We start from the raw sequence: 25,574 nt of genomic DNA on the forward strand, positions 1-25,574 counted from the left end.
AAGTGACACGTGACGGAGTAGCGAATATGACCAATCCCCCAACGACACTTGCCATGGCGCCGATCGTGGAGACGGAGTTCGAAAAACTAGTCGACCTGTTTGGCGGGCCGGATGTCCTTGGGCAGTCCGTATCCAGCCCGATCGAGGCTCATGAAATGATCTTGCATGGAATTCCAAGCCAAGCCTTGGAAAGCCTTGTCACGCATTTGGCCGTGATCGACCTTGCCGATGCTTTTGAGAATGCGTTCGGCATGAGTGAGCGAACGTTCCAGAGGCACAAATTGGATCACTCCAAGACATTGAGCAAGGAGCAAGGCTCACGAACTTGGAACTTTGCAAGGACACTCACAAAAGCAACATCTGTCCTTGGATCTCAGGAGGAGGCTGAGAAATGGATGATTCAGCCTGCAATGGGTCTGGACAACCGGCGACCGATCGATTTGCTCGCCACTGCGGCAGGCACCGAGCTTGTACAGGAATTTCTGGAACGGCTTGACTACGGTGTCTACGCATGACGCCTTTGCCGGGTTCTCTCGGGAGGGGAGATATCCTCGGCTGGAGACTAGACCAGAAACGCTTCGGGCCCATATGGGACAGCGGCGAGGGCGCATTCAAGCTGGGGGCGAGATGGAACAGCAGGGGCGTCAGGGCGATCTACGCCTCGGCTGACCCCTCAACCGCCATTCTCGAAGTGGCGGTCCACAAAGGTTTTAGGACATTGGACACCGTACCTCATGTGCTAACGGCGTTTGAAGTCATTGATCCGTCGAAGATCCATGTGGTGCAGATTGGCGACGTTCCGAATATCAACTGGCTGCGTCCAGGTATCCCCAGCGCGGGACAGCAGCAATTCGGCGACCGTCTGTTGGCAAGTCATCCCTTCCTTTTGATCCCCAGCACTGTGTCCCAGTATAGTTGGAATCTGGTGTTCGATCCCAGCGGTGCGACCGGTCTCTATAAGCTACGCCTCCAGGAGGATTTTGCGCTGGATACGAGGTTGCATCCTCCTGCGTCATAGCGTTTAGAGATATTCATGCCGGCTTCAGCCGCCCGCTGATGAAGCGAAACTCCTGCGTCTTTCCGCCATAGCCATAGGCGGCGGCAGGCACTTCATGCACGAAGGCATAGCTTTCCTCGTGCACGCCGCCCAGCAGCCGGCCGAAGGCGTCGAAGATCGCCCTGAGATAGGCTTCCAGCTCGAGCTTGGTGTTGGTGCCGTCGACCACCTTGATATCCAGCCAGAACGTGTTGGTGCCATGCTCGGCCAGCGACTTGCCTCCGGCGAACCAATGTTGCGGATCGATGTAGGATACGGCAACGGCGGTGATCGTCGGATCCTTGCGCAGCTGCTTGGCGGTGATCTTGGTGACTTCCCCGGCGATGCTGGCGGACAATGCGGGGTTTGGCCTACCGGTGACGCTGATGTTGATGATGGGCATTTTCCTTCTCCTTGGTCTGAGCGGCGTCTGATCGCCGTTGGAGAGATCATGTCATTATCGCCGAATCAAAAAAATCAAATTGTTTCCTATAAAAGATTCGATAATATCGAACTATGGAAACGCTCGATCCGGATCTGCTCAAAACCTTCCTTGCCTTCGTCGACAGCGGCTCACTGGCGCAGGCGGCTTCAACTGTCGGCCGTTCGCCCTCGGCGGTGACTGCACAGATGCAGCGATTGGAGGAGATCGTCGGCGAGCCGCTTCTGGCGCCGCAGGGGCGGGGACGCGGCCTGACCCCGGCTGGTGAGGACCTTGTCGGCCATGCCAGGCGCATCCTTTCGGTGCATCGCGAGGCGTGGCTGGCGCTGAAGGGCGCGCGCGCCGCAGGCCATGTTGCCATCGGCACGACCCAGGATTTCGCCGACAGCGGCCTGCCGGACCTGCTGCGTGCCTTCGCCGCCAGCCATCCGCGCGTCAGGATCGAATTGCGGGTCGGCCGCTCCACCGAGCTGGCGCAGGCGCTGCAGGCCGGCGGCCTCGATCTGGCGATCGTCATGCGCCAGATCGCGGCGCCGGACGAGGTCGGCGTACTGCGCGAGCCGATGATATGGCTATGCTCGCAAAAGGGACTGGTCTCGCGGCAGGAAGAACTGCCGCTGGCGCTGCTCGATCCCTATTGCGGCTTCCGCGAGGCCGCACTCGCAGCGCTCGATGCCGCCGGCCGCCGCTATCGTATTGCCGCCGGAAGTGCCAGCCTGGCCGGCCTGCGCACCGCAGTGAATGCTGGTGTTGCGTTGACCTTGCGCACCGCCCGCTTTGCCCATTCCGGCCTTGTCGAGGCGCCGCGCGAGCTTGGCCTGCCGCCGGTTCCGATGGCTGAGTTCGCCATTCGGTTGCGCGCCGGCGCCGATACTGCCGCGCGCGATCTGGCGGTACTGCTCAGCGGCAGCCTGGCCCTCTCCGGGCCGCTTGGCTGATTCGCCAAGGCTGTGGGGTCCCGGCTCCCGTTTACGGCAAGAAAAAGCCGACCTTGCGGTCGGCTTGGAGTAAGACGGGCCGAGGGGTTTGGGGGGACTTGGGGGGTGGCCCGTCGCACCAACAATGCCTGAGCGCGATGATGGTTCCGTGACTGCGAAAATTTTTTCAAGAAATATTTGACGGCGCGTGCTGCGAGCGGGCCGCCAGCCAGTCGCGGCCGGCATGGGCAAATACCGCGCAGAGCACGATGGCACGCCGATCATGCTGGCCATCGGCGGTATTTCGGCGAGGAACAGGAAGGCGAACACGATCGCGAACGGCACTTCCGCTGAGCCGAGCAGGCCGGATTCAGGCGCTGGGATAAGCCGTGCGCCTTCCGTCCACAGGATGGAAGCCAGCGCGAAGGACGCGCCGAAGGTGACGAGGAGAACGGCATCCCTTGGCGATACCGCCAGGGGATCGGTGACGAACCAGCCGAGAATGAACAGAAGAAAGGCCGAAACCGCACCGGCCCACACCACGGGCGTGTCGCGGAAGGCGCGCACCATGATCATGTAGAGCGCGCTGCCGATCGTCATCAGCAGCGCCAGCCCGTCGCCGAACAGATTGCCGGTGCCGAAGCCGGACCAGACCATGATGGCCACGCCGCATAGCGACACGGCGGCCGCGACCATGGTCTGCAATCGGAAAGGCTCGCGCACCAGCACCCAGGCTAGTAGAGCGGCAATGAAGGGCGAGGTCGCGTAGATGACCGCGACGTTGGCGACAAAAGTGAACTTGAAGGCCGAAATGAAGGCAATGCTGGCCAGCGCGCCTTCCACAGCCAGCAGCCAGCCGCGCCAGCCAAGGCGCAGAGTGTCGCGGTTGCCCGAGCGGTGGCGGCGCCACAGCACATAAAGGCTGATCAGGATCGAGCCGACAAAGCCGCGCCAGCAGGTGATCGTCAGTGGGTCCGCCTGGATCGACTTGGTCAGAACGCCGGTCAGGCCGAACACCGCAGCCGACGATGACACCAATATGATGCCGAGCGTTCGTTCGGTGGTTTCGGGTGTGGCTGCCATGTCAGTCATGCCGGCAGCCTACGTCGTCCGGTCCTGACATCGTAGTGTCAGCAGTGACCGCCATCCACATCACAGCCGCTTGCGGAAATGCTCGCCGCCGACGATCAGCAGGCCGGCGGCAACGATAAGGGCGGCACCAAGGAAGACTTCACGGCGCGGCACGTCGCCCCAGATCGCAAAGCCGAGCGCGAACGCCCACAGCAGCGAGCTGTATTCGAGAGGGGCAAGGATCGAAGCCGGCGTGCGCTTCATGCCTTCGAAGAGAAGATATTGCGCCATGCCGCCGAGTGCGCCGACGCTTGCAAGCAGCAGCAATTGTGTCAGGTCCAGCGTCTGCCACCACAACAGCGCCGGCACGCTGGAAAACACCAGGAAATAGAAGTTGTTGAGGACGAGCTGGATCATCGAGCGTTCGGCAAGCGCGGTCTTGCGCAGGAGCACGATGGCGATGGCCCATAGAAGAGCGGCCGTCAGCACCAGCAGCACCGGCACGGACAGGCCGAGATGGGTGGGGTCACAAGCGACAAAGACGCCGACAAAGCCGATCAAAACCGCCAGCCAACGCAGCATCGGGACCTTTTCGCCAAGCAAGAACACCGAAAGCACGGTGACGATGATCGGGGCTGCGTAATAGACGGTGGTCAGTTCGGCAAGTTGCAGGCTGCGCGCGGCGTTGTAGTAACAGAGCCAGGCGGCAAGCGTGAAGGCGCTTCGCACCAGCATTGGTCGCACGATCGGCGAGCGCACCGTATCTGTAAACAGCCGCCGCCCGCCGATTGCCGCGCAGGCGCCGAGAATGGTGATGCTGCGGAAGAACATGATCTGCCAGACCGTCATCCCGGTAACCAGCAGCTTGATCGAGGCGTCCTGTGTCGAAAACAGCAAATAGGCCGCGCCGGTCAGCAGGATTCCGGCGAGAACCCTTTCGCGTGTTTCGAGAATGGCGACATCGGCCATAGGCGCGGACCAAAGGTGCGGGAAGCGACAGAAATACGAAGGGCAACTCGAGGACTCTGCGAAATCAGGCCTCGACCCCAAGCTATACGGGCGAAAATGGGCGCAGCGCTACGCCAGCCCTGAGCTTGCGTTGGGGCAGGAGGCCCGTGGCAAGCCGCGAAGTCGCAAAGCTCACTGCGTTGCCTGGTAGAGCTCCGAGGCGGCTTCCTTCAGAGCGCGTCGACCATCGGGTCTAAGATACATCATATGCCCACCCTCGATGACATCGAGATGGATGGGCTTTGCATCGGCGAGCGACGGGATTTGATTCACCAGATAGCGCGAGGTCAGATAGGGCGTGACCAGATCGGTGTAGCCGTTGATGATCACGACGCCGAGCGCAGGGTTCAGCGAGCGCGCCCGCTGCAGATCGTCCATCACCCCGACATAGCCTTGCCGCGAGGCGCTCGTGCCGTAATCCCAATTGTGGCTGATTTCGCCATTGAGCAGCCGATAGCTGATGTCGGTGCGGAAATTCAGTTCGTCGCGGACGTAGCCGGTGAAGGCCGAAGTGAGCGCCGGAACACTGCGGTCGAGCACCGGATCAGGACCGGCGATGCGGGCGCTCTCGGGTGAGATGTCGGCCGTGCCGATCGTGGCGTCATATGGGCTGAGCACCTTGCCGCTGGCGCGGGCGAACTCTCTTGCGAACAGGCCGGTCGGGATGCGGGCTGAGTTCCGCTGCACGAGTTCGAGCGGCAGGCCGGTGATGTCGGCCACACGCTGGCTCGCCAACTGCCCTCCGCGCTCCAGCCCGCTGGTGAGCGCCGTCAGGTAATCGCCCAGCGCATAGTGTTCGACTTCGGCCAGCTTCTGCCGCAACGCATAGCCGCTGACACCTTGCGCGCGCAGGCGCACGGCCGCCAGCGAAGGCAATTCGAGCGCCCAATGCAGCGGCTCGAATTCATCGGGCTGCACCAGCATGAACTCCAGCGCTGGCGAGATCAGCACGATGCCGTTCGGACTGATGCCGATATCTTCCTGCAGCGTCCTGGCGAGCAGCGCCGCACGGAACCCGCCATAGCTTTCACCGGCGAGGAAGAGCGGCGATCCGGTGCGGCCGTTTTGTGCAAGATAGAGCCGGATAAAGGCGCCCATCGACCTGGCATCCTGGTTGACGCCCCAGAAGTCGTGGGTGTCCTGGCCCGGTGCCTCGCGGCTGTATCCGGTTCCGACCGGGTCGACAAAGACGAGGTCGGTCATGTCGAGCCAACTGTCGGGATTGTCCATGAGCCTCTGCGGCGAAGGCAGGAACTCACCGTTGGCTCCCGTCGCTACTATGCGCGGACCAAGCGCGCCGATATGCAGATAGGCGGACGCTGCCCCGGGGCCGCCATTGAACACGAAGGTGATCGGCCGCTGCGGGTCCCTGGCTGCGCTTGCTGGTGGCTCCAGCATATAAGCGACATAGAAGATCTCCGCTGTGACGTCGCCCTTGCCGGAAAGCAGCGGCAAGGTGCCGGCCTTTGCCTGATAGTCCAGCTTGCGCCCGGCGAGACTGATGGAATGCTTGGTGGTCTGCGGCGACGGCAGCAGGGACAGCACACCGCCCGAGGGCGCCGGCCGCTCCGCTGTTTCGGCCAGGACAGGCTGCGCGAGGGCGCCAAGCATCAGCAGGATGAGGGCGATCAGATTGAGCTTGAGCGGCATGATGCCTCCGCGAGAATGGTCCCCGCATAGGTATGGCCTCGGCGATCGAAGTCAAAGCAAATGGCTGTATGGCTGGACAATTGCGGCTGCCGGTTTCTTCACGCCCGTCCTCTGCCGTGCCAGCGTCTCCGGGATCTCTACGGTCTTTCGCCAACCGCGCTGCTCGGCCGGACCGCCATTCGCTCGGTTGAACTTGCAGCGGCTTGCGCTACTGTGAGCCGGAATGCAGCCGAATTTTTCTCTCGAGCAGTTTGGACGCTGGAGTGGCGGCGTGGCCGCTGCGGCCATGGCCGCGACGCCTGAGGAATTGTCGGCTCGCTTCACGGCGGCGGCGAGCGGGCTGCTGGGCTCCGACCGCGTCTATGTCGGCTTCTACCGTCGCGATATAACGTCCCTGACCATCGACGACGCCGGGCCTGATCGCTGGAACCGTGACTACGACGCCCGCCTCTATCGCCAGGATCCCTTCTTCCAGAAGTTCGCCAGCACCCGGCAGGATTTCCTGTTGCCATTATCGGCTCTCCGCAATGGCGACTTCCAGCTCTCGCCCTACTATCGCGAATTCTATGGCCCCTCCGACAGCTTCGACGAGATAACCGGCGTGTTCAATCTCGACAGGCTGACCGCCGGCTATGTCACCTTTCTACGCCGAAACGGGGCATCACCCTTCGGCGAGCGGGATCTGGCGATTGCTTGCGCGGCAAGCAGCACGACGAAGGTTATCCTGCAGAAGTTGCTTCATCTATGCCGTTGCCGGGACAAGAGCGTAACCGTCGGTTCCGCACGATCGCGGTTGAGTAGCCGCGAGAGCGAGATCGCACGGCACCTGATGGATGGCGGCAATGCCAAGACTATTTCGCGAGCCCTCGCCATTTCGCCCGGCACCGTCCGCAATCACATCAAGCGGATCTATCGCAAGCTCGGCGTGCACTCCCAGGTCGAACTGCTGGCGACCATGCGCGAAGTCGTTCAGGACTGACGGCTCCCATACGGCTTTATTGTCCAGTCACGATGCGCGTCCACATGCGGTTTTGCGATCGCAGCAGTTTGGCATCGTTGTTGTCCACCACGAACAGCTTGGCCTTTACGTCATCGGCAGGATAGACGCCGGGATCGCTGGTTATCGCCTTGTCCATCAACGGCAAGGAGTCCGGTATCGCGTTGGCGTAGGAGACATAGCTGGAATTGGCCGCGGCGATATCGGGCCGCAAATTGAAGTTGATCCAGGCCTGGGCGTTTTCGGGATGCGGCGCATCCTTCGGCACCGCCATCATATCGAAGTTGATGAGCGTACCTTCCCTGGGAATGGAATAGGCGATCTCCAGCTTCTTGGCGGATTCAGCGGCGCGGGTTCTTGCCTGAAGTATGTCGCCCGACCAGCCAAGCACGACGCAGATATCGCCATTCGCCAAATCGTTGATGTATTTCGACGAATGGAAATAGCGGATGTAGGGCCGCACCTTGCCCATCAGCTCCTCCACCTTGGCGAGATCGTCGGAGCTGGTCGATTTGGGGTCGATATGAAGGTAGTTCATCGCCATCGGGATGACTTCGGCCGGCGCATCGATCATGGCCACGCCGCAATCGGAAAGCTTCTTGATCACGTCGACGTCGAAGACCATGGCGAAGGAATCCGTCGGCGCGTCCGGCAGCCGCTGTTTGACCGCAGCGACATTGTAGCCAATGCCGTCGGTGACGGCCATGTAAGGGACGGCATGCAGGTTCCGTGGATCGGCGCCGGCGATCAGCGAGAGGGCTTGCGGATCGATCTTCGAGCGGTTCGCAAGCTTCGATGTGTCGAGTTCCAGAAAAGCTCCCGCCTTCACCTGGTTCTTCAGGAACGGATAGGCCGAGGGATAGACCACATCATACCCCGAGCCGCCGGTCAGCAGCTTGGTTTCAAGCACCTCGTTGCCGTCATAGACATCGTAGCGGACCTTGATGCCTGTCTCCTTCTCGAATTTCTCGGCTGTGTCCGGCGCGATATAGTCGGACCAGTTGTAGACGTTGACGACCTTTTCCTCGTCCGCCGACGCCGCGCCTGTGCAGGTGCCACAAGCCAGCCCGGCAAGCACGGTTGAGAAGATCAGAGCGCGCATGAGTGTCCTCCTTTGTCAGCCGGTCCTGCCGGCCTATGTCGTTCGTCACCGTCGTTGTGGCGCGTAGACGGGCAAGGTGATGCAGGCGACATTGCCGCCGCCAAGCAAGATCTCGCGGGAGTTCTCGATGCCGACGATCCTGTGGCCGGGAAACAGCGCGGCCAGCTTCTCCTTGGCCTTCACGTCGAGATCGGAGCCGAACTCCGGCACGACAACGGCGCTGTTGCCCGGATAGTAGTTGATGTAGCTGGCCGCGATCCGGTTCCCGGCGGGTCGTGCCCAGGTCGAATCAAGCCGATCGACGCTTTCGCTTTCTTCCGGCGTCATCTCGATCGGCAAGGGATGGGGCAGCCGATGAACCTCCAGGGCCCGGCCCCGCGCGTCACGAGCCGAACGCAGCACCTCCTCGGCCTCGCGCACGATCTCATATTGGGGGTCGTCCCGGTTGTCGGTCCAGCTCAGCGCGACCACGCCCGGGCGCACGAAGCAGCAGACGTCGTCGACATGGCCGTCGGTCTCGTCGAAGGCAAGACCGCGCGGCAGCCAGATGATGGTGTCGACGCCGAGATAGTCTCCCAGCTGCCGCTCAACCTCGGCCTTGCCGAGACGGGCATTGCGATTTGGGTTGAGCAGGCATTGTTCGGTCGTGATGAGGGTGCCCTGACCGTCGCACTGCAGGCCGCCGCCCTCGGCGATCAGCGGCGCGCGGTAGCGGTCCATCCTTTCGACCTCGAGCACCTTTTGCGCCGCCAGGTCGTCCAGGTCCCACGGTGTGTAGAGCCCGCCATCGAACCCGCCATAGGCGTTGAAGATCCAGTCGACGCCGCGCACCTCGCCATGGTCGTTGACGACGAAATTGGGGCCGCTGTCGCGCAGCCAGGAATCGTTGGTGGACATTTCCACGACGCGCACATGGCTCGGCAATCGCGCTCTGGCATTCTGCCATTGGCGGCTTGATGCGGCGACCGTCACCGGCTCGCTTTGCGCGATCGCCGCGGCGACATCGGTGAACAGCTTTTGCGCAGGCTTGGCGCCCAGGCGCCAGGTGTCGGGACGCTCTGGCCAGATCAGCCAGCAGCCTGATTTGGGTTCGAATTCGCCAGGCGCGCGAAACCCATCCTGTTTCGGCTTCGTCGAGAGGGTACGTGGCATTGCGCGATCACCGGAAGAAGGAGCGAGGGCATTTGCCCCGATCAGACGTTTTTGGGGTCCGGTCCGTCAATGTCCCATTTGGGATAGCGGTGTCCGCGCGCCAGCAGCGGAAACGAATATCGTTTGCCTTCCAGTGCGATCAGGGCGAGTCTTGGCGAGGCGGCGTACGCCGACGACAGGAACAGCCGACGAAGAGGCAGCGGAATGGATGCGACCGGATTGAAGGCCATGCAGGCCCCACTGAAACAGGCCTATCGCGACGACCCTTCGCAGGCGCTGATCACTCTGAGAGCGAAGGGCTCGATCGACGACCAATCGGTCGCCTGCAAGGTGGAGACGGGCAGGGCGCTGGCAATTGCCGGTCTGCATCCGGCAACGGGCGGCTCAGGGCTCGAACTCTGCTCCGGCGACATGCTGCTGGAGGCGCTGGTGGCTTGCGCCGGCGTGACGCTGAAAGCGGTGGCGACGGCGCTCGAGTTCAAGCTCGGCGCCGCCACGGTGGAAGCCGAAGGCGATCTTGATTTTCGCGGCACGCTTGGTGTCGCCAAGGACGCGCCGGTCGGCTTTCGCGCCATCCGGCTCAATTTCGATCTCGACACGGATGAACCGCAGGAGCGCATCGATTCGCTGCTGAAGTTGACCGAGCGCTATTGTGTGGTGTTCCAGACCATCAGCCAGAAGCCGGAATTGACGGTAGGTGCCCGGCGCTAATGATCTCCCTCCTTGAGGGGGAGATGTCGTCGAAGGCGACAAAGGGGTCGGACGTCCTGACGCGACACCACTTTCGCGGCAGAGGAGGTCAGCGCTCCACGCGCGGCGACCCGTCTGGCCCGCCGGCCATCTCCCCCTCAACAGGGGAGATTACGCTCATCACTGCGCCGACGGCATTTCGGCGTCGCCCTCGTCGGTGAAGGGCGAGGCACTCGGCACACATTGTACAGACCAGCCGGCCGGGGTCGGCTGCTTCTGGTATTCGGTGATGGCGGCGGTGCACTGCTCGCGCTTGTCGAAGGTGCTGGGCAGCACAACCATGCCGCCCTGCGGGCCGGCGATTACGAGATACCAGACCAACGCTGCGGTTGTAGCCATGGGAATTTCCTTATTCTGCCCAGCGGGGCGCTTGTTGCGGAGTCGTTTCGATCCTAACAACTCTACGGAAATGACGAAAGCATGGCCGCGGCGCAGCGTTTTCACGCTCAGATCACAGCCGCGTGGCGATGCGGCGGTTCTGTCCGCGGTCTTGGCGTGCGATCTCAGTTTTATTCGGGTTGCCTAGGTTTATTCCGGCTGCCTGTAAGCGACGAAGCGGTTGTGCTTGGCCTGGAAGATCAGTCCAGTCTCTTTCAGGTCGGGGCTGGCCAGCGGCACGATGAGCTTGGCGATCTCCGAAGGATGCGGCAGCGTCTCCGGATCCTCGCCGGGCACGGCCTGGGCTCGCATGGCCGTGCGGGTGGCGCCCGGGTCGGCGGCATTGACGCGTAGCGGCAGACTTTGCGTCTCGTGCGCCCAGGAGCGCATCATGGTCTCGACCGCCGCCTTCGATGCCGCGTAAGGCGCCCAGAAGGCGCGCGCCGAATGCGCTGCGTTGGACGACATGATGATAGCCCGGCCGGCATCCGAAAGCCGCAGCAGCGGGTCGACGGAGCGGATCAGCCGCCAGGTCGAGGTGACATTGATGGTCATCACCTTCTCGAAGGTCTTCGCCTCGACATGGCCGATCGGCGAGATGACGCCAAGCACGCCCGCATTGGCGACGAGAATGTCGAGCTTGCCCCAGCGCTCATGAATGGCGCCGCCCAGCCGGTCGATGCCGGCCATATCGGCGAGATCGAGCGGCACCAGCGTCGCCTGACCGCCGGCCGCCTTGATCTGGTCATCGAGTTCTTCCAGCCCGCCCACCGTGCGCGCCACCGCGATGACGTGCGCACCGGCGGCGGCCAGTTCCCTGGCGATGAAATAGCCAATGCCGCGCGAGGCGCCGGTGACGACCGCAACGCGGCCGGAGAGGTCGAGGGTCATGCGAGAATTTCCGTGAGGTCGGCGTCCGGCACCTATGCCCCGCTCGTCGCCAGCAGCGACAGCGTGCGTACGTTGTCGTGGCCTTCGAAGTCGAGCAGGCGGGTCGGGTACTGGCCGGTGAAGCAGGCGTCGCAGAACTGCGGCTGGTCGTTGTCGCGGCTCGCCTCACCGACGGCGCGGTAGAGCCCGTCGATCGACAGGAATCCGAGCGAATCGACGCGGATGAACTCGGCCATTTCTTCCACCGACATGCGGGAAGCCAGGAGCTTCGACTTCTCCGGCGTGTCGACACCGTAGAAGCAGGAGGCGCTGGTCGGCGGCGAGGCGATGCGCATGTGCACTTCCCTGGCGCCGGCGTCGCGAACCATCTGCACGATCTTCTGGCTGGTGGTGCCGCGCACGATCGAGTCATCGACCAGCACCACACGCTTGCCCTCGATCATGCGGCGGTTGGCGTTGTGCTTCAGCTTGACGCCCATGTGGCGGATCGAATCGCCAGGCTGGATGAAGGTGCGCCCGACATAGTGGTTGCGGATGATGCCAAGTTCGAAGGGAATGCCGGCTGCCTGGGAAAAGCCGATTGCCGCCGGCGTGCCCGAGTCCGGCACCGGCACGACGATGTCGGCCTCGACCGGGTTTTCCTGCGCCAGCTCGGCGCCGATGCGCTTGCGCACCTCGTAGACGTTGCGGCCTTCGACCGAAGAATCCGGCCGGGCGAAATAGACATATTCGAAGATGCAGAAGCGGGTCTTCTGCGGCTCGAACGGGAACAGGCTTTCAATGCCCTTGGAGGTGACGACCACCATCTCGCCGGGCTTCAGGTCGCGCACGAAGCGCGCGCCGATGATGTCGAGCGCGCAGGTCTCGGAGGCGAGGATCCAGGCGCCGTCGAGATCGCCCAGCACCAGCGGGCGGATGCCGAGCGGATCGCGGCAGCCGATCATCTTCTTGGCCGTCATCGCCACCAGCGAGAAGGCGCCCTCGACCTGCCGCACCGCGTCGATGAAGCGCGAGTTGAGGTCGCGCTCCTTGCTGGTCGCAACCAGGTGCAGAAGCGTCTCGGTGTCGGAGGTGGAGGAGAAGATCGCGCCCTGCTTCTGCAGCGCGCGCTGCACCGTCATGGCGTTGGTCAAATTGCCGTTGTGGGCAACGGCAAAGCCGCCATCGGCGAGTTCCGCGAAGAAGGGCTGGATGTTGCGCATGCCGGCGCCGCCTGTCGTGGCGTAGCGCGTATGGCCGATGGCGCGGTTGCCTTGCAGGCTGTCGATGACGCGCTGCTTGGTGAAGGTGTCGCCGATCAGGCCGACATGGTGTTCGACATGGAACTGGGTGCCGTCATAAGAGACGATGCCGGCCGCTTCCTGGCCGCGATGCTGCAGCGCGTGCAGGCCGAGTGTGACGATGGCTGCCGCGTCCTGCCGGCCGAAAATGCCGAACACGCCGCATTCGTCATGGAAATGATCGTCGGCCTCGGCGGAAAGCACGTCGTCTGCGTCTGCCATCTTAAGCTCCGCTAAAATCGCCATATAAGGCGCTCACGCGTCGAAAGCAACGCAAACCGTGCGGTCGTTCATACCATCGTCCGCTCGGGCGCCCGTTCTGGCGCAATTCCAGGAAAAGTGTGAAACGGTTTTCCGTCCGGAATTGCGTCAAAAACAAAGAGCCTAGGCGCGTCAGTTTGCCGGTGCTGCCGGCGCCGGCTTGGCCGTGTTGTCCGCCGGGCCGGTGTCATTGTCGTCGGGAGCCGGCGCGTTGGCATCGTCACCTGTCGCCGGCACATCCGCCGCTGGCGCATCCGGGGCAGCCTGAGTGTCGCCGCCCGCTTTCGGGCTGAGCTTCTTCAGGATTGCGTTTTCGGTATCGGCGGGCAGCAGACTCTCAATCTTGGCGCCAATCGATTCCAGCAGCGGCCGCGACTTGGCCTCTGTCACCCAGGCGGGCGCCTTGGTGCCGGCCAGCCAGTTGAAGAACAGCAGGGCGACCGCGACGACCAGGATGCCGCGCGCGGCGCCGTAGAGGAAACCGAGCGTCCGGTCGAGCGCGCCGATCCGGGAATCGATGATCCAGTCGGCGAGCTTCATGGTGATGACCGAGACAACGATCAGCGCGATGATGAAAACGACACCGGCCGAGGCCGCCATGGCGATCTTCTCATTGTCGATATAGGGCTTCAGATAGGGCAGCACCGGCTTGTAGAAGAAGTAAGCCGCCGCCGCCGCCGCTGCCCACGAGACCACCGACAGGACCTCGCGCGAAAAGCCGCGAACCATGGCGAGCATCGCCGAGACCAGGGTGAAGCCGACGAGAATTCCGTCAAGCAGCGTAATCGGCATGTCTTTCGCCCCACTCCGATCTCTTGTTCACGGCCCGACGAGCCGCGTCACTCTTCATCGTCCACGCGGCTTCGGCGTGAGCCGGATATGCGCGCCACGAGGTCGGCAAGCTCGGTGGGCTGGAAAGCGCCGGCCCCGATCCCCCCGGCCCCATTGGCACCAACAAGTTCCTCGCTGCCCAAGGGCAGAACCGCGCTACCAAACCCCAGCTTTTCGGCTTCCTTGAGGCGCTGCTGCGCATGCGCAACCGGCCTCACCGCGCCCGAAAGGCTGATTTCGCCGAAATAGACGCAATCGGCGGGAAGGGCAAGGCCGGTGAGCGAGGAAACCAATGCGGCGGCGACCGCGAGATCGGCCGCCGGCTCGCTGATGCGGTAGCCACCGGCAACATTCAGATAGACATCATGCTGGCCGAAGCGAACGCCGCAATGCGCCTCCAGCACCGCCAGCACCATCGACAATCGCGCGCCGTCCCAGCCGACCACCGCCCGGCGCGGCGTGCCGAGCTTGGAGGGCGCGACCAGCGCCTGGATCTCGACCAGGACGGGCCTTGTGCCTTCCATGCCGGCGAAAACGGCCGCACCCGGCGATTTCGCATGCCGCTCACCGAGGAACAGCTCCGATGGATTGGAAACCTCGCGCAAACCTTTGTCCGACATTTCGAAGACGCCGATCTCGTCGGTCGGTCCGAAGCGGTTCTTCACCGTGCGCAGGATGCGGAAGTGATGGCCGCCTTCGCCCTCGAAATAGAGCACGCCGTCGACCATGTGCTCGACGACCCGCGGTCCGGCGATCTGGCCTTCCTTGGTGACATGGCCGACCAGCACGATCGCTGCACCCGTGGATTTCGCATAGCGGATCATTGCCTGGGCGGCGGCGCGCACCTGGGTAACGGTGCCGGGCGCCGAATCGGCAAGATCGGTCCACAGCGTCTGGATCGAATCGAGAATGACCAGATCCGGCCGCTTGCCGTCGGCGATCGTGGCAAGAATGTCCTCGACATTGGTTTCCGCCGCCAGCTCGACCGGCGCCGAGGCAACGCCGAGCCTCTGCGCGCGCAGCCTGATCTGGGCGACGGCCTCTTCGCCCGAGACATAGACGATGCGGTGGCCCTTGGAAGCAAGAGCCGCAGCGGCTTGGGTGAGCAGCGTCGACTTGCCGATGCCGGGATCGCCGCCGACCAGCAGCGCCGAACCACGCACAAAACCGCCGCCGGTGGCGCGGTCAAGTTCGCCGATGCCCGAGACGATGCGCGGCGCATCCTCGATGTCGCCCGACAAGGTTGTCAGCACCACCGCGCGGCCTTTGCGGGCATTGCGCGTGTTGGCTGGCCCCGAGCCGATGCCGCCGGACGTGCCTTCCTCGACCAGCGTGTTCCATTCGCCGCAGGCATCGCATTTGCCGGCCCAGCGCTGATGCACCGACCCGCAATTCTGGCAGATGAACTGGACGCGCGATTTAGCCATGGAGCGGCGCCAGTTCGGGAGAAAATGCAAACAACAACAGGCAGGTCGGAGGGACAGGCCCCCCCTCTGGCCTGCCGGCCATCTCCCCCTCAAGGGGGGAGATCAGCAGCTTCGATCCTACCGCCCATCTCGTTAGATTGGCAATTGGGGAAAGCCCGCGTGACATCAAATCTCCCCCCTTGAGGGGTCCGGCAGGACAGAGGGGGGTGGGACGGATCGAGGTCTGTTTCAAGAGGTCACTCAAACCTCTCCGCGATATGGTGCTCCTCAGCCAGATCGGAGAAGCGGGTGAATTCGCCGTGGAAGGCGAGCGTGACCGAGCCCGTCGGGCCGTGGCGCTGCTTGGCGACGATCACCTCGGCCTTGCCGCGCATCTCGTTCATCTCGTTTTCCCACTTGACGTATTCCTCCGTGCCGAGCTTCGGCTCACGGTTCTTGAGATAATACTCCTCACGATAGACGAACATCACGACGTCGGCGTCCTGCTCGATCGAACCGGATTCACGCAAATCGGATAGCTGTGGGCGCTTGTCTTCGCGGCTTTCAACCTGACGCGACAGCTGCGACAACGCGATGATCGGCACGGCCAGTTCCTTGGCCAGCGCCTTCAGGCCCGTGGTGATCTCGGTGATCTCCTGCACACGATTCTGCGAAGACTTGGCGCTCGAACCCTGCATCAGCTGGATATAGTCGATGACGATCAGGTCGAGGCCGCGCTGGCGCTTCAGGCGACGCGCGCGGGCCGACAGCTGTGCAATCGAAATACCGCCGGTCTGGTCGATGAACAGCGGGATCTTCTGCATGGTCTGCGAACAGGCGACCAGCTTTTCGAAGTCCATTTCGGTGATTTCGCCGCGGCGGATCTTCGAGGACGAAATTTCGGTCTGTTCGGAAATGATGCGGGTGGCGAGCTGTTCGGACGACATTTCGAGCGAGAAGAAGCCGACGACACCACCATTGGCCGCCTTGAACGAGCCGTCGGCCTGCTGCGCCGGCTCATACATCTCGGCAATGTTGAAGGCGATGTTGGTGGCGAGCGATGTCTTGCCCATGCCTGGACGCCCGGCGATGATGATCAGATCGGACGATTGCAGGCCGCCCATGCGGCGGTCGAGATCGCGCATGCCGGTGGCTAGGCCGGACAGATGACCGTCGCGCATATAGGCCGCGTTGGCCATGTCGACCGCGGTCTTGACCGCATCGGTGAAGCTCTCGAAGCCGCCATCATAGCGGCCGGTTTCGGCCAACTCGAACAGGCGGCGCTCGGCGTCCTCGATCTGCTCGGAAGGCGACATGTCGACCGGCGCGTCATAGGCGATGTTGACCATGTCCTCGCCGACGGTGATCAGCGCGCGCCGCGTCGCCAGGTCATAGATGGCGCGGCCATAATCGGTGGCGTTGACGACGGTGACCGCTTCGACCGCCAACCGCACGATATATTGCGCAACCGTCATGTCGCCGACCTTTTCGTCGGCCGGCAGGAAGGTCTTTAAGGTGATCGGCGTCGCCACCTTGCCCATGCGGATGAGTTCGGCCGCGATCTCGAAGATCCTGCGATGCAGGGGTTCGTAGAAATGGCCGGGCTTCAGGAAGTCGGAGACGCGGTAGAAGGCATCGTTGTTGACGAGAATCGCACCGAGCAGCGCCTGCTCGGCCTCGATGTTGTTCGGCGCCTCGCGGTAGAGCGGTTGCTCCGCCACGCCGAATTTTCGCGCTGCTTCTGCCATGATGTCCCCGATGTCGATCCCGGCCTCTCGATATCAGAACGGGAAAAGTCGGTGCTGACTTATCTGCAACAGTCCCTGCCCAACCGGCTTTGATGCCCACTGTTCACAGGAGGGGCACACCGTCCACAGGACAGAATTCCCGTGCTCCGATTCCGGTTGACTTGGCAAGGTTGTGATTCGTAGGAGGAATAGAACAAATAAAGAACGAAATCAAGGGATTTAGCCCCTAGGCGGAATCGCCCCAGTCCAGCCGCCGCGCCACCTTGAACAGTTCGCCGTCGCGTTTGGTGAAAAGCCTCTCGCGGGCGCCGCCGTCCGGTTCGCACAGTTTGAGCAGCACTTTGCCGGAACCGGATTTCGGCGGCGCGATCACGCGCGCCGAGCGGACCGGCGCTGCATGCCGCGACGCTGCGACATAAATGAACTTCTCGTCCTCCCACGGCACTTCCGCGTCCTTGGCCAGCCGGTGCAGGCGCGAGCGGGCGACGCGACGGGAAAAGTGGCACCAGTCGGGCGGGTTGAGCGGGCAGGGCGTTTGGTGTGGACAAGGCGCCAGCAGATGCGCGCCGGCCGCGATCAATTGCGCGCGCACCGCCAGAATTCGCTGCCAGCCCGCAGGCGTGCCCGGCTCGACGATCAGCAATGTGTCTGTCGTGAGCTGCCACAGCCGGTCGACCATTCTGGGCAGGGACGCCGGGATGATCTCGTCCAGCACATAGGCGCAGGTGACGAGGTCTGCCGGCTGAAGGCCGGCGAGGTCGATGGTGACGTCGCCGGCCTGCCAGACGGTCCTGGCCGTGATGGCATCGGCGGCAAGCGTTTCGCCGACCTTGCGGACCGCCGCACTCGCTTCCAGCAACAGGGCCCGTTCGAGATCGGGCCAGAGCTCGCAGGTGGCCCAAAGCACCGTACCAGGCCCGGCGCCGACATCGAGCAGGGTTCTCGGCATGAAATCCGGCCGGGCCTCGGCCAGCGCGTCGAGGCTGGCGCGGACCGCGGCATAGGTCGCCGGCAATCGCGTTGCCAGATAGGCTCTAACCGCAAAGTCCTGCGCCATGTGCAGACGGCCGTCGCGCAGTTCGGCGCGGTAGCGGTCCGACAGGGTTTTCGCTGCCTGCTTCAGCTCCGGCAGCGGGATTTTTTCCAGGATACGATCGACGGCTTGTCGAAGAGAGGCCGGCAGCTCCATGCCCTATGCCCCTCGCGGTGCGAGCAGGATCAGCGAAGCGCCGGCGATGCAGAGCGCCGCACCGCCAAAATCCCAGCGGTCGGGCCGCACGCCTTCCAGCCGCCACCAGGCCCATACCGAAAAACAGCCGGCGATCTCGGCCAGTGCCGCGGCGGTGTGGAGGAGATGGGTCATGAAAAGGGACTCGCGACGATCACGAGGCCTTTTTCAGGGCAGGGGCCGGGAATGGCAAGCGCCAAAGGCAACCGGCGTGCCTACGGCATTTTATTCCGCCACCTTGCGGCGGCGGGCGGGCTTGGCGGGCTTCTCGACGGGCGCCGCTTCGCGGCGGCCCAAGTCGCGCATCTCGAGCGACTTTTCGCATTTGGCCATATAGTCGCGGGTCATCGGCAGCGTGTCGTTCTGCTTGGTGATCTGGAACTGGAAGATGACCAGGTCCTGCCAGCGGAAGGCGGCTTCCGAAGCGGCCAGATAAAATTCCCACATGCGGCAGAAGCGCTCATCGTAGATGGCTTTCGCCTTGTCGCGATTGGCGGCGAAGCGCTGGCCCCAGTGCTTCAGCGTGTCGGCGTAATGGAGCCGCAGGATCTCGACGTCCGTGACCACGAGGCCGGACTTCTCGATCGCCGGCAGCACCTCCGACATTGCCGGGATGTAGCCGCCCGGGAAAATGTACTTGCGGATGAAGGCACTCGTCGCCCACGGCACGCCGGAGCGCCCGATCGTGTGCAGGAGCATGACGCCATCGGGCTTCAGCAACGTTGCCGCCTTGTCGAAGAAGGTCCGGTAATGGTTGACGCCGACATGTTCGAACATGCCGACCGAAACGATGCGGTCGAAGCGTTCGTTGAGTTCGCGGTAGTCCTTCAGCTCGAAATGGACGTGGTTTTCCAGCCCTTGCGCATGCGCGCGGTCGGTGGCGACGCCATGCTGTTCGGTCGACAGTGTCACGCCCTGCACGTCGACGTCGAAGGCCTTGGCGAGATAAAGGCCGAGCCCGCCCCAGCCGGAGCCGATATCGAGCACGGTCTGGCCGGCCTTCAGCCTGAGCTTGGCGGCGATATGGCGCTTCTTGGCGGCCTGCGCCTCATCCAGGGTCATGTCCGGCTGTTCGAAATAGGCGCAGGAATACTGCATGTCCTCATCAAGGAAGAGCCGGTAGAGATCGCCCGACAGATCGTAGTGGCGCTGCACGTTGCGGCGCGAGCGCGAGGCGGTGTTGATCTGCTGCAGGCGCCGGAAGGCGTGGCGCAGACCCTCGATGGCCTTCGACCATGTCGCGTCGATGCCGCCGCTGCCCATGTTCTGGAAGGCGATGCGCATCAGTCCGAGCACGCCGCCTTCGAGAATGTCGAGTTCGCCGTCCATGTAGGCTTCTGGCACCGCCAGCATCGGATCGAAGGTGATGGCGCGTTCGGCGTGTCGGGTTTTGATGTGCATGTGCACCGGCTCGCCGCTGCCGTCGCCGAAGGTAATTGTCGAGCCTTGTGGCCCGGTTACCTTGAGACTGCCGGTGCGCACCAGGCGGTCGAGAACGCGCTTCAACAGAATATTCATAGTCCGATGTCCCCTCACGGTCAGACAGGCTGTCCTACTCTGCATCAATATATAGGGTTTCGAAAAGTTCCTTTTGGCACAAAAATGCCCGGGCGAGAGGCCCGGGCATTGGTCCAGTATTGGAAACCGACGATTCGAAGCGCCGGTCCAGCACTCCGTGCGTTATCAGGCGTTGTCTTCGCCGCCTTCGAACTCGGCATTCGGATCGAAGAAGTTTTCCGGCCGCGCATTGTCGTTGATGTCCTCACCATAGATGGCTTCGGCCGTGGTCAGCGTCTCGCCCTTGGCCTGGCGCTCGGCTTCGTCCGCGGTGCGGGCGATGTTGAGCGTGATGGTGACTTCGACTTCCGGATGCAGCGCGATCGCCACATTGGTGAGACCGATGGTCTTGATCGGCTGGTTGAGCAGGATCTGGTTGCGGTTGACCGTAAACCCTTCCGCCGTCAGCAGATCGGCGATGTCGCGCGTCGATACCGAACCGTAGAGCTGGCCGGTCTCGCCTGCCGAACGAACCGCGATGAAGCTCTTGCCGTCGAGCTTTTCGGCAACCTGGCTGGCTTCCGACTTGCGCTCGAGATTGCGGGCTTCAAGCTGGGCGCGCTGGCCTTCGAACTTCTTCTTGTTGGCTTCGTTGGCGCGCAGCGCCTTGCCCTGCGGCAACAGGAAATTGCGGGCAAAGCCGTCCTTGACCTTGACGGTATCGCCCATCTGGCCGAGGCGGGAAACGCGTTCGAGAAGAATGACTTCCATGGTTTTGTTCCTTTTGGTTGGGCGTCCGTCCACAAGGCAGACACCGAATTTCTGGAACAGGTCAGGAAGCAAAAGGCGTTGCCGCCGGTGTCGCTGTCCTGCCTGTCGCGGCAGTTAGAGGTTTTGACCTCAACTCGGGATTTGGTGGCTAAACCGGCATGCCCGTCATGGCCGGAGAAAGGAACGGGCGGCGAACCGCCCGTTCGGGAGAATTAGCGGACCACGTAGGGCAGCAGGCCGAGGAAGCGGGCGCGCTTGATCGCCTTGGCGAGTTCACGCTGCTTCTTCTGGCTGACGGCGGTGATGCGCGACGGCACGATCTTGCCGCGCTCGGAAATGTAGCGCTGCAGGAGACGCACGTCCTTGTAGTCGATCTTGGGTGCGTTGGCGCCGGAGAACGGGCAGGTCTTGCGGCGACGATGGAACGGGCGCCGGGTCGGGATCTGGTTGATGTCGACCATTATTCTGCACCCCCTTCAAAGCCTTCGCGCGGACGGCGCGGACCACGATCGCCACCGGCGTCGCCGAACGAACGCGGCGGACGATCGCCACGGTCGCCGCGATCACGGTCGCCGAACGAACGCGGACCACGATCGCCGCGGTCGCGGTCGCCGAAGCTGCCGCGCTCGGAGCGCTCTTCGCGCTTCTGCATCATGGCCGACGGGCCTTCCTCATGCGCCTCGACCTTGATGGTCAGGAACCGAAGGACGTCCTCGGACAGACCCATCTGGCGCTCCATCTCGTTGAGCGCGGCCGGCGGGCAGTTAAGGTCCATCAGCGTGTAGTAGGCCTTCCGGTTCTTGTTGACCCGGTAGGTGAGGGACTTCAGTCCCCAGTTCTCGACCCGGCCGACGGACCCGCCATTCGCGGAGATGACGCCCTTGTACTGTTCGACAAGCGCATCGACCTGCTGCTGCGAGAGGTCCTGCCGGGCAAGAAACACATGTTCGTAAAGAGCCATTATGTCTTGTGCCTTTCTTCGTTTCTCTCCCGGTTCCCGGCGGCAAAAGCCTCTGCAACTTCTCTGACCCGGAAATCGGGGAAGAAAGGAGCATGACGAGACGGTCGAGAGCGGAGACACGGGAGGCGGAAGCACTTCTGGCTTCACGCGAAGGCTTTTGATAAAACCTCCGGCCCTCCGTTCAGCCCCCAGCTGGGACCGGCAGATTGGCGGCGTTCATACAGCAATCCGCTGATAAGGCAAGGGCAAGCGGCGTCCCTGATGTCGCGGGGAGCTGGAAAAGCAAGCGGCAGCGCCGGCAGGGCGTGGCGATTTTTACAGAAACCGGCCCTTAACCACAATGTCAGGTTGCACGGGGTTGGGTCCCGCCGTCAACCGTCGATTCATCATGGAAGGCGCAAAAGCCCGGGCAGCCCGCGCACGACAGGCGGCAAGCATTTCCGGGGGTAAGAATGCTTCTCAACAGGTTCTGGCGCTCGAAGAGCGGCAATTTTGCACTTCTGATGGGCTTGGGCCTGCCGGCCATCCTGTCTGCCGTGGCCTTCGCGGTTGACGTCTCCACCGTCATGCGGGCCAAGAGCAACCTGCAGAACGCGCTCGACGCCGCCAATCTGGCCTCTTCGCATCTCGGCGATCTCGAAATTAGCCGCACCGACGCGTTCAACCGCTATTTTCAGGCCAACATCGTCGGGCATGGCGAACTCGCGAACGCCCAGGCGACGCTAACCGTCGACAGGGGCGTTAACTTCATCAAGACCAAGGCGGTTGCCTCGGCGGACGTCAATCTGAACTTCGCCTTCCTGTTTGGCCAAAGCAAACACATCGTCGTCGGTGCCTCGGCTGTCGAATCGAACAATCAGCTCGAAGTCGTGCTGGTGCTGGACAACACCGGCTCGATGGCCGGTGCCCGGATTTCTGCCCTGAAGACAGCGACGAACAATCTGCTCAACTATCTCGAAGCGGTACAATCACCAACGCGCAAGGTCCGCGTGGCGCTGGTTCCGTTCGTGACCGCGGTCAATGTCAATGGCGATGGGTTCGATCCGTCCTGGGTCGACATGGATGGCAAGTCATCCACCAATGGGATCAATTTTCCCACCATCAGTAGCAAGCGTCCCAATCATATGGCGCTGTTCAAGCAGCTTATGAAAGATCCCGCCTCGGCTGCCAAGTTGACGGGGTGGAAGGATGACAAAGGGACGGATACGGGGTGGAAAGGCTGCGTCGAGGCGCGGCCTGGTAGCCTTAATATCTCCGACACGCCGCCGGACCCGTCCAACCCCGACACTCTGTTCGTGCCGTACTTCGCACCGGACAGTCCAGGGCTCGGCACGAAACCTTCCAGTAGCTATTCGAACAACGCTTCTTACTACAACAACTCTTTCGTCGACGACACCCCTGATCAGGCCAAGCTTGCCAAGAATGGGGGGCTGAATATCCTCGGAATAGATTTGAGCGGCTTGCTTGGAAGCACCTCCGATCCCTCGAAGAACGATCTCGAAACCGTCGCCAAGTATGTGGCACCGCAGAACATCGGCATTGACACCATCGCTGCCACAAACGATCCAAATGCCTTGCAATTGACGGTAGGGCCAAACCGGTCCTGTCCCTCGCCAATCGTTCCGTTGACGGAAGATTTCACAAAGCTTCGCAAGGAGGCTGGCAAGATGTTTGCGTGGGCAGGGTCCGGCACAAACGTCTCCGAAGGCCTGGCCTGGGGCCAGCGGGTGTTGTCGCCAACGGAGCCGTATACCGAGGGAACGCCATGGAACACGCCTGGAGTGAGCAAGATCGTCATGTTGCTCACCGACGGTGAGAACGTGGTCTACGGCGCCAGCAAGGAGACGACCAGATCCGACTATACGTCCTATGGTTATCTCGCGGGCTCAGCCTATGGCACCGCCGGTCGGCTTGGATCGGACAATCAGGCCACCGCCGCGCGCAATGTCGACGGCTGGACCAAAAGCGTCTGCACGCAACTGAAGAGCCAGGGTGCCGAGATCTACACCATGGTGCTGCAGTCCGACACCGCCGCCAACCGCACGCTCTACAGCGCCTGCGCCTCGGATCCCAGCGACTACTACGCAGTCAACGATCCAAGCAAACTGCCAAATGTGTTCGAGCAAATCGCCAACAAGTTCTCGAAGCTGCAATTGACGAATTGACGCTGGATCTCGCAGGGATCGACCTACATCTGAAGGAAGCCGCATCCGTCAACTCGTATGGGCGACAACCCTGGTGACCGTCTCGGGGAAGAAGTCGGGCGCAGCATGGCGCTTGCCGAACATCATGTCGTACTGAATGAGCCGGAAGTCGCGGATCGCCGGATCGATCTCCTTCTGACGCGACCAATCGGGCGTGGCCTCGCCAGCCGGGGTCAGCAGCAGGTTGCGGTCGACGACGCGATATCGCTCCCGCATCTCGCCCAGGAAGCCCGTGTAATAGGGATGGGTGATGCCCGCGGCGGTGAGGATATGATAGGGCAGGAATGCCGGGCTGACCGTGCCGACGTTCTTGACCGGACCGGAGCGGTTCGACCAGATGATCAGCGGCGTCTCGTGATGCTCCAGTGCCGCTTCCGGCGTCGGCTCCTTGCGTGGCGCGACGTTGTCCTTCAGGAAGCCGGTCTCGACATAGACCGGACCCAGCGGCGGCAGATGGTCACCGAAGAAGGCGATAATCGTCGGGCGCTCGCGCTTCTTGGCCCATTCGATCAGGCGCTCAAGGCCGCGGTCCGCGTCGGCTGAACCCTCTGCGTAGCTCAGCAAAGAGTCGTGTGCCCATTGGCTGATCGGCGCCTGCACCGAGTGGGTCGGGTTGTAATAGCGGTTCGGTTCATAGGGGCCATGGTTCTGCAGGCTGACGGCGAAGAAGAACACCGGGTCGTCGCTGGCGTCGGCCTCGCGGATGATTTCGTCCGTCATCGCCGCGTCCGATGCCAGCGGTCCGCGCTTTTCCATGGCCGGCAGCGTCTCCTCCGACTTGAAATCGTTGAATCCGAAATCGGCGTAGACCGCGCCCCGGTTCCAGAACCAGTTGGTGCCGGGATGGATGGCGCGCGCCTGGTAGCCCTCGCTCTTCAGGAAGGTTGCCATCGAAGGCGTCGGCGTGCGCACATATTGCTGGTAGGGGATGCTGCCGGCGGGCAGGAAGGCGTTGGAAAAACCGGTCAGCGCCTCGAATTCGATGTTGGCGGTCATGCCGCCGAATTCAGGCGAGAACATCGAACCGGAACGCAATGCCCGCACGGTGGGAATAGGATCCGGCGTGATGGCGACGCCGGGCAGCTTGGTTGGATCCCAGAAGGATTCGCTCATCACGACAATGATGTCGGGCTTTTCATTGGGCACCGAGGCGGTCACCTCAGGCTTCCCGATAGCCGCGATCGCCTTGTCGGAATAGCCGGGTGGTGCCGAGACATGCGCCATCGGCACGTTGAGCGCGAAGGCGAGCGCGAAGCCGTTGGAGGCGTAGTTTTCCTTTTGATCCCACATGATCGGGATGATCTGCAGCCGGTCCCTGGTCCACGAGAAGGTCGCGTAATCCATGATCGAGACAAAGAAAGCGAGCAGCGGAACCGCCAGCGTCAGCCGGGCAAGGCGGCCCTTGCGGCTGAGGGCGGGGACCCTGCGGCGCCACAGCCGCCAGCCATAGACGAGCAGCGACAGGCCGGCGACGATGCCAACGACCATGGCCAGCGCGGTCATCGGACGTTCCCGCACCAGCAGCGGCAGCAACGCGAAGATCTGGCGGGCGTAGAGGAAATCCGTCGGATAGAGCGGATCGCCGAGATAGTGCGATTTCTGGTGGCCGACAAAAGCCAGCGACAGGGTCAAGGGCGCGACGATCATCAGGCTCTGATGGCTCCGGCCGAGCACGGCGTCGAGACCGATCAGGAGCAGCGCGAATACGACGATCGTGGTCCAGCCCGGCTTGAACGGCTGCAGGAAGAAGGAAACGGTGCCGGCGAAATCGCCGCGCACGATAAGTTCGACGGCGAACACCAGGATAGCCGAGATCACCAGGCTGATCAGCCCGTAACGGATAACCGGCCATCTCCGCCCCGGCAGATAGCCGGTGGACGGATCGTCTTCCAGGAATTGCGGCGCAGCCTTGCCGCCGCGTTTCAAACTCTTTGCCACTTTGATTTCCCACCCAGCGACAACCCACGTCACTCGATTGTCATACAATTGTCGC

Annotated in this window: 25 protein-coding genes and 1 pseudogene; 6 read left to right on the top strand and 20 right to left on the bottom strand. The window is 62.7% G+C overall.

The genetic code is table 11. The annotated features are described in order from the left end of the window. Window positions 1–26: 26 nt before the first annotated feature. A complete protein-coding gene (locus JT360_RS22000; RefSeq protein ID WP_214474007.1) occupies window positions 27–515 on the top strand; it encodes an Xre family toxin-antitoxin system antitoxin in 489 nt (162 codons plus the stop codon). Continuing rightward, complete coding sequence (locus JT360_RS22005) at window positions 512–1,018, top strand: RES family NAD+ phosphorylase (RefSeq protein ID WP_214474009.1); 507 nt, start codon at window positions 512–514, stop codon at window positions 1,016–1,018. The genes JT360_RS22000 and JT360_RS22005 overlap by 4 nt, the downstream gene beginning before the upstream one ends. Window positions 1,019–1,031: 13 nt before the next feature. On the opposite strand, the gene JT360_RS22010 is transcribed toward JT360_RS22005, so the two are convergent. Continuing rightward, window positions 1,032–1,439: a tautomerase family protein gene (locus JT360_RS22010; protein WP_214474012.1), complete on the bottom strand. Its 408-nt coding sequence runs from the start codon at window positions 1,437–1,439 to the stop codon at window positions 1,032–1,034. 113 nt (window positions 1,440–1,552) lie between these two features. On the opposite strand from JT360_RS22010, the gene JT360_RS22015 reads away from it, so the two are divergent. Continuing rightward, window positions 1,553–2,416 (top strand): LysR substrate-binding domain-containing protein, encoded by an 864-nt coding sequence (locus JT360_RS22015; RefSeq protein ID WP_214474014.1) that lies wholly within the window; start codon window positions 1,553–1,555, stop codon window positions 2,414–2,416. Window positions 2,417–2,582: 166 nt separating this feature from the next. Here the strand turns inward: JT360_RS22015 and JT360_RS22020 are convergent. From JT360_RS22020 to JT360_RS22030, 3 genes and pseudogenes are all read right to left on the bottom strand, one after another. Then, window positions 2,583–3,487: pseudogene (locus JT360_RS22020) on the bottom strand (DMT family transporter). A gap of 60 nt (window positions 3,488–3,547) precedes the next feature. Next, a complete protein-coding gene (locus JT360_RS22025) occupies window positions 3,548–4,435 on the bottom strand; it encodes a DMT family transporter (RefSeq protein ID WP_214474016.1) in 888 nt (295 codons plus the stop codon). 171 nt (window positions 4,436–4,606) lie between these two features. Continuing rightward, a complete protein-coding gene (locus JT360_RS22030; RefSeq protein WP_214474017.1) occupies window positions 4,607–6,124 on the bottom strand; it encodes a S10 family peptidase in 1,518 nt (505 codons plus the stop codon). A gap of 271 nt (window positions 6,125–6,395) precedes the next feature. On the opposite strand from JT360_RS22030, the gene JT360_RS22035 reads away from it, so the two are divergent. Further along, window positions 6,396–7,103, top strand: coding sequence for a helix-turn-helix transcriptional regulator (locus JT360_RS22035; RefSeq protein WP_352128061.1), 708 nt, complete (start codon window positions 6,396–6,398; stop codon window positions 7,101–7,103). Between the two features lie 16 nt (window positions 7,104–7,119). Here the strand turns inward: JT360_RS22035 and JT360_RS22040 are convergent, their stop codons facing one another. Genes JT360_RS22040 through JT360_RS22050 form a run of 3 tightly spaced genes read right to left on the bottom strand, consistent with a single transcriptional unit; the run spans window position 7,120 to window position 9,605 of the window. Continuing rightward, the gene (locus tag JT360_RS22040; RefSeq protein ID WP_214474019.1) at window positions 7,120–8,223 is read right to left on the bottom strand and encodes a polyamine ABC transporter substrate-binding protein; all 1,104 of its coding nucleotides are present in this window, start codon (window positions 8,221–8,223) and stop codon (window positions 7,120–7,122) included. A gap of 45 nt (window positions 8,224–8,268) precedes the next feature. Further along, window positions 8,269–9,375 (bottom strand): agmatine deiminase, encoded by a 1,107-nt coding sequence (gene aguA / locus JT360_RS22045; RefSeq protein WP_214474020.1) that lies wholly within the window; start codon window positions 9,373–9,375, stop codon window positions 8,269–8,271. 41 nt (window positions 9,376–9,416) lie between these two features. Beyond that, complete coding sequence (locus tag JT360_RS22050; protein ID WP_214474021.1) at window positions 9,417–9,605, bottom strand: hypothetical protein; 189 nt, start codon at window positions 9,603–9,605, stop codon at window positions 9,417–9,419. On the opposite strand from JT360_RS22050, the gene JT360_RS22055 reads away from it, so the two are divergent. Further along, window positions 9,580–10,086: an OsmC family protein gene (locus JT360_RS22055; protein WP_214474022.1), complete on the top strand. Its 507-nt coding sequence runs from the start codon at window positions 9,580–9,582 to the stop codon at window positions 10,084–10,086. The two genes, JT360_RS22050 and JT360_RS22055, sit on opposite strands and share 26 nt — an antisense overlap. A 159-nt stretch (window positions 10,087–10,245) precedes the next feature. Here JT360_RS22055 and JT360_RS22060 read toward each other — a convergent pair whose 3' ends face one another. The 12 genes from JT360_RS22060 to rpsF all read right to left on the bottom strand — a co-directional run bounded on the left by JT360_RS22060 (window position 10,246) and on the right by rpsF (window position 21,377). Beyond that, window positions 10,246–10,464 (bottom strand): hypothetical protein, encoded by a 219-nt coding sequence (locus JT360_RS22060; RefSeq protein WP_214474023.1) that lies wholly within the window; start codon window positions 10,462–10,464, stop codon window positions 10,246–10,248. A gap of 189 nt (window positions 10,465–10,653) precedes the next feature. Further along, window positions 10,654–11,394: an SDR family NAD(P)-dependent oxidoreductase gene (locus JT360_RS22065; RefSeq protein WP_214474024.1), complete on the bottom strand. Its 741-nt coding sequence runs from the start codon at window positions 11,392–11,394 to the stop codon at window positions 10,654–10,656. A gap of 32 nt (window positions 11,395–11,426) precedes the next feature. Then, entirely contained in the window at window positions 11,427–12,896 is a 1,470-nt protein-coding gene (gene purF, locus JT360_RS22070; protein WP_214474029.1) for an amidophosphoribosyltransferase, read from the bottom strand. A 171-nt stretch (window positions 12,897–13,067) separates the two neighbouring features. Next, complete coding sequence (locus JT360_RS22075; RefSeq protein ID WP_214474031.1) at window positions 13,068–13,727, bottom strand: CvpA family protein; 660 nt, start codon at window positions 13,725–13,727, stop codon at window positions 13,068–13,070. Between the two features lie 47 nt (window positions 13,728–13,774). Further along, window positions 13,775–15,193 carry a DNA repair protein RadA gene (gene radA, locus JT360_RS22080; RefSeq protein ID WP_214474033.1) on the bottom strand — a complete coding sequence of 473 codons (1,419 nt, stop codon included), beginning with the start codon at window positions 15,191–15,193 and terminating at the stop codon, window positions 13,775–13,777. 236 nt (window positions 15,194–15,429) lie between these two features. Further along, window positions 15,430–16,920, bottom strand: coding sequence for a replicative DNA helicase (locus tag JT360_RS22085; RefSeq protein WP_214474034.1), 1,491 nt, complete (start codon window positions 16,918–16,920; stop codon window positions 15,430–15,432). Between the two features lie 226 nt (window positions 16,921–17,146). Beyond that, window positions 17,147–18,109 (bottom strand): small ribosomal subunit Rsm22 family protein, encoded by a 963-nt coding sequence (locus JT360_RS22090; RefSeq protein WP_214474037.1) that lies wholly within the window; start codon window positions 18,107–18,109, stop codon window positions 17,147–17,149. Between the two features lie 3 nt (window positions 18,110–18,112). Next, window positions 18,113–18,283, bottom strand: coding sequence for a YnfA family protein (locus JT360_RS22095; RefSeq protein ID WP_214474038.1), 171 nt, complete (start codon window positions 18,281–18,283; stop codon window positions 18,113–18,115). Between the two features lie 90 nt (window positions 18,284–18,373). Then, a complete protein-coding gene (locus tag JT360_RS22100) occupies window positions 18,374–19,666 on the bottom strand; it encodes a cyclopropane fatty acid synthase (protein WP_214474039.1) in 1,293 nt (430 codons plus the stop codon). A 165-nt stretch (window positions 19,667–19,831) separates the two neighbouring features. After that, the gene (rplI, locus tag JT360_RS22105) at window positions 19,832–20,416 is read right to left on the bottom strand and encodes a 50S ribosomal protein L9 (protein ID WP_214474040.1); all 585 of its coding nucleotides are present in this window, start codon (window positions 20,414–20,416) and stop codon (window positions 19,832–19,834) included. A gap of 212 nt (window positions 20,417–20,628) precedes the next feature. After that, a complete protein-coding gene (gene rpsR, locus JT360_RS22110) occupies window positions 20,629–20,877 on the bottom strand; it encodes a 30S ribosomal protein S18 (protein ID WP_006203718.1) in 249 nt (82 codons plus the stop codon). Further along, window positions 20,877–21,377: a 30S ribosomal protein S6 gene (gene rpsF, locus JT360_RS22115; protein WP_010915168.1), complete on the bottom strand. Its 501-nt coding sequence runs from the start codon at window positions 21,375–21,377 to the stop codon at window positions 20,877–20,879. The genes rpsR and rpsF overlap by 1 nt, the downstream gene beginning before the upstream one ends. Window positions 21,378–21,829: 452 nt before the next feature. On the opposite strand from rpsF, the gene JT360_RS22120 reads away from it, so the two are divergent. Further along, a complete protein-coding gene (locus JT360_RS22120) occupies window positions 21,830–23,542 on the top strand; it encodes a pilus assembly protein (protein ID WP_214474042.1) in 1,713 nt (570 codons plus the stop codon). 48 nt (window positions 23,543–23,590) lie between these two features. On the opposite strand, the gene JT360_RS22125 is transcribed toward JT360_RS22120, so the two are convergent. Continuing rightward, on the bottom strand, window positions 23,591–25,552 hold the full coding sequence (locus JT360_RS22125; RefSeq protein WP_214474043.1) for an LTA synthase family protein: 1,962 nt from the start codon (window positions 25,550–25,552) through the stop codon (window positions 23,591–23,593). Window positions 25,553–25,574 lie beyond the last annotated feature (22 nt).

This window comes from Mesorhizobium sp. dw_380, assembly GCF_018588885.1.
Classification (GTDB): Bacteria; Pseudomonadota; Alphaproteobacteria; order Rhizobiales; family Rhizobiaceae; genus Mesorhizobium.